Source organism: bacterium, assembly GCA_030654305.1.
Classification (GTDB): Bacteria; Krumholzibacteriota; Krumholzibacteriia; order LZORAL124-64-63; family LZORAL124-64-63; genus PNOJ01.
Window position 1 is genome coordinate 1 of record JAURXS010000440.1, and the last position, 7,134, is coordinate 7,134.

Sequence of the window (7,134 nt, forward strand, 5' to 3'; positions counted from 1 at the left end):
AAGGCCTGCGACCTGGCGCTCTTCGACCTCGGGGACCTCGCCCACGAGCGCGTCGGCGACCGCGTGGCCGCGCTGCTGCTCTGCCACCCGCGCGACGCCGCGGCGGTCGTGGTCGGCGGTCGCGAGATCGCCCTGGACTGACCGGCGGTCAGGCCCCGCCGTCCTCGCAGTGCGCCAGGAGGCGCTTGCGCTCCCGCTCCCATTCCTCGTCCAGCATGGCGAAGACCATGTCGTCGACCCACTGCCCGCGGTGCCAGTGGCTGCGGCGCAGGTGCGCCTCCTGGCGCAGGCCCAGCCGCTGCAGCACGGCGACCGAGGGCAGGTTGCGCGGGTCGGTGCGGGCCACCACGCGGTGGACCTTCCGCGCGTCGAAGAGGTGCTCGAGCATCAGGCGCGTGGCGCAGGTCGCGTAGCCGCGGCTGCGGTGGTCCGGCCGCAGGGCGATCCCCAGTTCCGGGCTCGCGTGCGCTCCGGCCGGGAACAGGATGCCGCAGTCCCCGACGACCTCGCCGTCGTCGCGCCGGGCGATGATCAGCTGGAGCCAGCTGCCGGGGACGCCCGGCTCGACGTCGGCCTGGGCGCGAGCCAGCCCCTGGACCTCGTCGAGATCGTGGGGCAGCCAGTCCTGGTAACGGGCGACCTCGGGCAGGGAGCGGTAGGCGTAGAGGACGGGGGCGTCGGCGGCCTGCATGCGGCGCAGGACGATCCGGGGGGCGGTCAGGGTGAAGTCGGTCATGTCGGGCTCCTCCTGGCTGCGGACGGGAAGGGCGTCGCAGGGGGATACGGATGGGGCGATGCCTGGTTGCCTCCTAGAAGAGCCAGTCCGTGCTCAGGAACGTGCCGCGCCCCTCGCGCACGATCCGCGAGAACAGCTCCTTGTTGGCGTCGGTGGCCCGGGTGGCGGCCAGGGTGCGGATCGAGAAGACCCGCAGGGCGTCGCTCACCGACAGCGTCCCTTCGGCGGAATCCTTGCGCCCGGTGAACGGGAACGCGTCGGGGCCGCGCTGGCACTGGGCGTTGACGTTGACGCGGCAGACCTGGTTGACCAGCCGGTCGATCAGCCGGCCGACCGACTCGGGGTCGCGCCCGAACAGGCTGGCCTGCTGGCCGTAGGGCGACTCCATGATCGCGCGCACCGGTTCCTCGACGTCGTCGAAGACCGCCACCGGCACCACGGGTCCGAACTGCTCCTCGTGGAAGACCCGCATGCCGGGCGCCGCCGGGTACAGCACGGCCGGGTGGACGTAGGTGCCGTGTACGGCGCCGCCGTCGGGGTTGAGCACCTGCGCGCCGCGGGCGCGGGCGTCCGCGACGAGGTCCGCGAGGTACTGCGGCTTGCCGGCCTCCGGCAGCGGGGTGATCTGCGCGCCGGGATCCCAGGGGAGGCCGGGGCGCAGGGCGTCCACGGCGGCGACCAGGCGGCGGTTGAACTCCGCGGCGAGGCTGCGGTGGACGAAGATCAGCTTGAGCGCCGTGCAGCGCTGGCCGTTGAACGACAGGGCGCCCGCGACGCACTCGGCCACGGCCTCGTCCAGGTCGGCGTCGGGCAGCACGATCGCCGCGTTCTTCGCCTCGAGCCCCAGCACGCAGCGCAGTCGGTGGGGCTTCGGGTGCTGCTTGCGCAGGATGTCGGCGACGCGGCTGGTGCCGATGAAGGCCAGCACGTCGATCCGGCCGGACGCCAGCAGGGGACTCACGATCGTCGCGCCGTCCCCGTAGACCGTGTTGACCACCCCGGGTGGGAAGGCGTCGCGGAAATCCGCGAGCAGCGGGCTGTGCAGCAGCACGCCCAGCTTGGGCGGTTTGAAGATGACGGGATTGCCCATGACCAGAGCCGGGATCAGCGTGGTGAACGTCTCGTTCAGCGGGTAGTTGAACGGGCCCATGCACAGCACGACGCCCAGCGGCGAGCGGCGGATCTGACCGACGACCCCCTCGCGCACCTCGAAGCGCGACGAGACGCGGTCCAGCTCCTTCATCGCCTCGACCGTGTCGTGGATGTAGGCGACGGTGCGGTCGAACTCCTTGCGCGCGTCGGGCAGCGACTTGCCGATCTCCCACATGATCAGACGCACGACCTCGTCGCGCCGCGACGCCATCCGCGCGGCGAAATCCTCCACGTGCGCCAGCCGCCGGCTCACCGCCATCGTGGGCCAGGAACCGCGGCCGTGGTCCCAGGCGGCACCCGCGGCCGCGAGCGCCGCCAGCGCCTGCTCCGCCCCCATCAGGGGGTAGGAGCCGATCACCGCCTGCTTCGGTCCCCCGGGCGAAGGCACGCACACCGGCGACAGCACGCGCTGGACGGGCCCGTCCCAGTCCATCAGCTCGCCGCCGCACAGCCAGGTCGACTGCTCGACCAGCCCGGGCAGGCGGTGCTCCGGCGGCACGGCTTCGAGGTTCGGGAACAGACGTTGGAACCGTTCGGATCCGCTCATGGGGGCCGCCTTCCTGGTGGGGCGCGCAGTCGCGTCCGGAGACATTCTATGCTAGGCTGCCGTCGCGGACCATGTGAAAACCCGGCGAAGCGCCGGCGGGAGGCCCGGACCCCATGCGCACCAAGGCGTTGATGATGCCGCTGCTCGCCGTCGCGGCGCTGGCCGCGGCCGTGCCGGCCGGCGCGGCCGCACGCCCGCTCGAGCGCCTCGGCGCCATCGAGCGCCTGCCCATGCCCGCCCGCCAGGCCGCGGCTTCCGCCCTGCTCGCCGACCACCCCTTCAACCCCGTCTTCGCGGGCGGCGACACGCTGCTGCTGTTCTACCGCGGCCCCGGCCACGACGTGCGGCTCGCCGGCGACCAGACCGCCTGGCTGCCGACGCTGCCCCTGGCCCACCTGCCCGGCACCGACCTGTGGTCCTGCGTCCTGACCCTGCCGTCGCGTTCGCGGGTCGACTACAAATTCGTGATCGACGCGCTGTGGCTGCTCGACGCGCGCAACCCGCGGACCTGCACCGGCGGCTACGGGCCCAACTCCGAACTGCGCGGGCTGGACTACCGCGAGCCGGAATTCGTGGCCGCCCCGGCCGCGGGCGTCTGTCGGACGGATCGCTACGAACTGCCGGCCCCCGCCCTCGGCGGCCCCCGCGAGGTGCTGGTGCTGACGCCCCCGGGCGAGCCGCGCGGCCGGCGCCCCTGCCTGCTGGTCCACGACGGCCTGGAGTACGTCACGCTGGGCGGCCTCGACCGCGCCCTGGCCTGGCTGGCCGAGCACCGCCCCGATCTGGACCTGCCGATCTGCGTCTGCGTCCCGCCGGGACGCCGCACCGACGAGTACGCCGGCGGGCTGCAGGAGCCGTTCGGCCTCTGGGTGACCGGCACCCTGCAACCCTTCATCGCCGTGCAGCACGACGTGGGGACGACGTGGGGCGTCATGGGCGCCAGCTACGGCGGCAACGCCGCGCTCGACCTGGCGCGCCGCTACCCCGGCAACTTCGACCGCGTCGCCGCGATGAGCCCGTACGTCGCCCCCGAGCAGTCGATCGCCTACGCGGCGATGCCCCCGCAGCGCGTGCGGGTCTACCTGAACTGGGGCTCCTTCGACCTGCCGCAGCTGATCCCGATGGACCGCGAGTTCGCCGCGCTGCTGGCCGGGTGCGGCTTCGCCTGCCTATCGGAAGAGAAGCCCCAGGGACATTCCTGGGGCTTCTGGCGCGACAGCCTGCCGGCTGCCCTGGAGTACCTCTACGGGCCGTAGCCCTCCTACTTGCCGATGCCCTCCCCGGGCTTGCTCTTGTCGGGGTAGGCCGGCGCGGCGGGAATCCGCCACGTCGCCCCCTCGTCCTTCAGGCGGCCGAGCAGGTGCCCGATCGCACGGTCGAGCTGGTCGTCCCGGCCGGCCACGACGGCGGCGGGCTGGTTCTGCACCTCGATGTGGGGCTCGACGCCGCGGCCCTCGATGATCCACTTCCCGTGCAGGTCGTAGAGGCCGAACTGCGGCGGGGTGACCGTGCCCCCGTCGACGAGGTCCTGGTGCGGCTCGATGCCGATGGCGCCGCCCCAGGTGCGCATGCCGATCACGGTGGCGAGGTTGCGGACCTTGACCGCCTCGGCGAAGAACTCGCCGTTGCTGCCGGTGTCCTCGTTGATCAGGACCGCCAGCGGGCCGTGGAACGCGCGCTCGGGGTTGCGGCCGGGGCCGCCCTCGCGCGGGATGGTCAGGGACCACAGCACGCGCTCGAGCCGGTCGATGATCATGTCGCCGACGAAGCCGCCGCCGTTGTCGCGCTCGTCGATGACGATGCCCTCGCGGCCCGACTGCGGGTACCAGTAGGCGCCGAACTCGACCAGGCCCGGCTCTCCCATGTCGGGCAGGTGGAGGTAGCCGAGGCGGCCGCCCGACTTCTCGTCGACGTAGCGGCGGTTGGCCTCCACCCAGGCGCGGTAGCGCAGGCCGCCCTCGCCGCGCAGCGGCTCGACGACGACCGTGCGCGGCTGCTTGCCGTCGGCGTTGTCGGCGACCGTGAGCTCGACGGTGCGGCCGGCGGCGTCGGCGAGCAGCTCGTAGGGATTGGCGCCGGCAGCCAGCGGCCGGCCGTCGACGGCCAGCAGGAAGTCGCCCTCGCGCACGTCCACGCCGGGTTCGGCCAGCGGCGAGCGCGCGGCGGCGTCCCAGACGCAGCCGGGCAGGATGCGGGCGATGCGCACGCGGCCGCTGCGCTCGTCGACGGCGAAGTCGCAGCCGAGCATCGCCGTGCGCGACGGCGCGCCGGCGTGCTGCTGGTCGCCGCCGTAGACGTAGGTGTGGCCGATGTTCAGCTCGGCGATCATCTCCCCGATCAGGTAGGTCAGATCGCCGCGCGCGCCGCACCAGGGAACCAGGGCCGCGTACTTGCCGCGGATCTTCTGCCAGTCGACGCCGTGCATGTTCTCGTCGTAGAACCAGTCGCGCTGGATGCGCCAGGCCTCGTCGAGCATCTGGCGGTACTCCTGCGCGCGATCGACGCGCACGCGCACGCCGTCGAGGCCGACCGCGCCGTCGCCGGGCTTGAACTCCTTGCCGGCGTCGACCACGCCGTAGGCGCTGCCGGCGCGGTACGCCAGCTTCTTACCGTCGGCCGAGAGGTGGTAGTTGGCGAGGCCGCCGCCCAGGTCCTTGGCCTCGCGCTCCGCGACGTCGTACGCCACCAGGGTGAGGTCGCTCTCGGCGGTGCGGTCATCGACGTTCTGGTACTTCAGGAAGATCGGCTCGTCGCGGCGCAGCATCAGGCAGCCGTCGGCGGTCGCGGTCAGGCGGAAGTAGTTGCCGCCCTCGACGCCGGGCACGGCCAGGACGCGGGCGCCGAGACCGTCGAGGTCGACGCGGGTGGCGGCGGGCTTCCCGCCCTCGTCGTCCTTGCCGCCCTTTTTCTCCTCGTCGGTTTTCGCCGCCACCAGGCCCGGGTCCTCGAAGAACGGCGAGCGGACGCCGCCCTGCAGCAGGACGAGGTAGGGCTTCGCCATGTCCACGAAGATGTGGTTCTGGTCCTGGCGGTCCATGATCGGGGTGAAGGTGCGGTTGCTCAGGAACCAGAGGTAGCGGCCCTCGGGGTCGAAGCTGGGCGACCAACTGGTGAAGAAGTCGTCGGTGACCTGCGTGCTCTTCCCGGAGGCGAGGCCGTAGAGGCAGATCACCTCGTTCATGTTCGCGGTGTTCTTGCTGTAGGCCACCCACTGCCCGTCCGGCGACCAGACGTAGTCGAGGATGCCCCAGCGCTCCCAGGCGTCGTCGTACTCGCCCGTGTCGATGACGGTGACCTTGCCGGTGCCGACGTCCACCATGTTCAGGCGCATGAACTTGTCGCCCCAGAGGATCCGCTGCGAGTCGGGCGACCAGACGGGCTGCAGCAGGAAGCCCCGGTTGTCGGTGGTCAGCGGGCGCCAGGCGTCGCGGCCGCGCTGGTCGGCGAGGTAGAGCTGCTCCTCGCCCCCGCGGTCGCTCACGAAGCAGACCCAGCGGCCGTCGGGCGACCAGGCGGCGTTCTTCTCGCGGCTCGCACTGGTGCGGGTGAGGTCGAACCACTCGCCCTTCTCGGCGGGCAGGCTGAGGATCTCGCCGCGCGCCTCCAGCAGCAGGCGCTCGCCGGCGGGCGACAGACCGAAGCTGCCCGTCGACGGCGCCGCGTCGACCAGTTCGGTGCGCATCGGCGCGCGGTCGGAGCCGACGTCCAGGATGACCTCGCGGTCGGCACCGGTGGCCAGGTCGAGCACGCGCAGGCTCCCGGCGTGCTGGTAGACGACGCGGCCGGCGCCGCAGCCGGGCGACTTCACGTCGTAGTCGCGGTAGTTCGTCAGGCGCGTGACGTCAGCGCCCGTCGGGCTCATCGCGTAGAGGTTGAGGGTGCCGTCCTCGCGGTCGCTCAGGAAGACGATGCGGTCCTGCCACCACATGGGGTAGTTGTCGGTGCCCTCGAAGTCGGTGACCTTCGCGATGGCGCCGGTCGCGAAGTCGGCCACCCAGACGTCCTGGGCCATGCCGCCGCGGTAGCGTTTCCACGTGGCGCCCTCGCGGGCGATCCGGTTGTAGGCCAGGCGCTTGCCGTCGGGCGAGAAGCTCGCCAGCGCGCCGCGGTCGACGGCCACCTTCTCGGGCAGGCCGCCCTCGCGGTCGACCAGGAACAGCTGCGGCTGGCCGAGCGGGTGCTCGCGCGACGAGCGGAACAGGATGCGCCGGCCGTCGGGGTGCCAGTCGAGCACCTGGTCGGCGCCCGGGTGGAAGGTCAGGCGGCGCGGCTCGCCGCCGGCGGTGGGCATCACGTAGACGTCGAGGCCGCCGTCGTAGTCGGCGTTGAAGGCGAGCCACTGGCCGTCGGGGCTGAACTTGCCGGCGTTTTCGATGCCGGGTCCGTTGGTGAGCCGGCGGGCCTGGCCGCCGGAGGCGTCCGCCAGCCAGAGGTCGTCCTCGTAGGTGAAGACGAGGTGCTCGGCGCTGATGTCCGGGTTGCGCATGAGCTGCGACGCGCCCGCGGCGGCAGCGGACGCGCACGTCGGCGCGGCGGCCGCCAGCGCGGCCGCGAGGGTGAGGATGGCCAGTCGTTTCAAGGGATTCGCCTCCTGGAAAACTGCACTTGTCGGACCGGGGATCGTTTGCAGGCGCACGGACGTCAGCCGGGTATCCCCGGCTTGACCATGAACGTCTTCTCCTTACGGATCTGGACCGTG

At 72.3% G+C, this 7,134-nt stretch carries 4 protein-coding genes; 1 reads left to right on the plus strand and 3 read right to left on the minus strand.

Annotated features, from left to right (window positions below; genetic code table 11):
- Positions 1 to 148: 148 nt before the first annotated feature.
- Positions 149 to 736: a GNAT family protein gene (locus Q7W29_12820; protein MDO9172701.1), complete on the minus strand. Its 588-nt coding sequence runs from the start codon at positions 734 to 736 to the stop codon at positions 149 to 151.
- Between the two features lie 73 nt (positions 737 to 809).
- Positions 810 to 2,435: an NADP-dependent glyceraldehyde-3-phosphate dehydrogenase gene (locus Q7W29_12825; GenBank protein ID MDO9172702.1), complete on the minus strand. Its 1,626-nt coding sequence runs from the start codon at positions 2,433 to 2,435 to the stop codon at positions 810 to 812.
- A 113-nt stretch (positions 2,436 to 2,548) separates the two neighbouring features.
- Between Q7W29_12825 and Q7W29_12830 the strand changes: the two genes are divergently transcribed.
- Positions 2,549 to 3,691: an alpha/beta hydrolase-fold protein gene (locus tag Q7W29_12830; protein MDO9172703.1), complete on the plus strand. Its 1,143-nt coding sequence runs from the start codon at positions 2,549 to 2,551 to the stop codon at positions 3,689 to 3,691.
- Between the two features lie 5 nt (positions 3,692 to 3,696).
- Here the strand turns inward: Q7W29_12830 and Q7W29_12835 are convergent, their stop codons facing one another.
- Positions 3,697 to 7,014: a PDZ domain-containing protein gene (locus Q7W29_12835; GenBank protein MDO9172704.1), complete on the minus strand. Its 3,318-nt coding sequence runs from the start codon at positions 7,012 to 7,014 to the stop codon at positions 3,697 to 3,699.
- Between the last annotated feature and the right edge of the window lie 120 nt (positions 7,015 to 7,134).

Excerpts from the sequence above, each read along its gene's own strand:
- Q7W29_12820 (MDO9172701.1), bottom strand. The coding sequence starts at position 736 with ATGACCGACTTCACCCTGACCGCCCCCCGGATCGTCCTGCGCCGCATG.
- Q7W29_12825 (MDO9172702.1), bottom strand. The coding sequence starts at position 2,435 with ATGAGCGGATCCGAACGGTTCCAACGTCTGTTCCCGAACCTCGAAGCC.
- Q7W29_12830 (MDO9172703.1), top strand. The coding sequence starts at position 2,549 with ATGCGCACCAAGGCGTTGATGATGCCGCTGCTCGCCGTCGCGGCGCTG.